At 67.0% G+C, this 1,107-nt stretch carries 1 protein-coding gene; it reads right to left on the minus strand.

The window, feature by feature from the left end:
* Positions 1-4 precede the first annotated feature (4 nt).
* The coding region (locus BCF44_RS54610; protein WP_342775770.1) for an integrase core domain-containing protein at positions 5-1,107 on the minus strand (1,103 nt) is incomplete at its 5' end.

Here is a 1,107-nt window from a genome sequence, read left to right on the forward strand (position 1 = left end):
CAGCTCAGGATGCGTAGCGGTACTCGTTGATGACTCCCCCAAAGACCCGGGTCCGTAGGAGCCTGGGGGCCTTCAAACCGGGTTCGGCAAGGGGTTGCTCTTGGGCGTCGGGTGGTCGTTGGTTTTGGGACCGGTGTGGCCGATGTCGGTTGTAGTGATCTTGGTATGTGGCGAGGACCTGCCCGGCGTGGGCCTCGTTCATGATCAGAACGTGGTCGAGGACCTCCCGGCGGACGGTGCCGATCACCCGCTCGCAGTGGGCATTCATCCGCGGCGCCCGGGGCGCGCTGAGCAGCACCTTCATCTCCTCGGCTTCGAAGACGGCGTCGAAGGAGGCGGTGTACTTGCTGTCGCGGTCGCGGAGGACGAAGCGCAAGGACTCGACACGGCTGCCCAGGTCGCCGGCCAGGTTACGCGCCTGCTGGGTCACCCACTGCGCGGTCGGGTGCGCCGTGACGCCGGCGAAGTGAAGCTTGCGGGTGCGATGTTCGAGGAACGCCAGCGCGTACAGCCGTGTGCCGATGACCGTGTCCACGTGGAAGAAGTCCGCGGCGATGATCCCCTCGGCCTGAGCGGTAAGAAACTCGCGCCAGCTGGGGCCGGTGCGGCGCGGGGCCGGGTCGATGCCGGCTGCGTTCAGGATCGTCCAGACTGTCGACGGTGCGATCCGATGTCCCAAGCGGGCCAGCTCGCCTTGGATTCTGCGGTGGCCCCACCGCGGGTTTTCCCGCGCCAAGCGCAGTGTCAACTTCTTGAGTCCGGCCACGGTCGGTGGGCGCCCTGTGCGTAAGCGTCGAGCGGTGTAGTCCCACTTCCTGGCGATCAGTTTGCGGTGCCAGGTCAGCAGCGTTGCTGGGGTGACCGGGAAGACAGTGTGCCAGCGGTGGCGCGGTAGCAGCGACGACAGCGCGGCCAGCCAGAACCGGTCCGCGTGCTGGTAGCGGATTGGACCGTTGAGCTGTCGGCGCAGCACCGCGTTCTCGTACAGCAGCACCAGCAGTTCGGCGTCCTCGGTGGTGTCCCGGCGCAGCAGTACCGTCGGCACGGACAGCAGCGCGCGAGTTGCTCGGTACAGCAGCGAGACGATCATCCGGGCAGCATCCCAGC

The organism is Kutzneria buriramensis (assembly GCF_003387475.1).
Lineage (GTDB): Bacteria > Actinomycetota > Actinomycetes > Mycobacteriales > Pseudonocardiaceae > Kutzneria > Kutzneria buriramensis.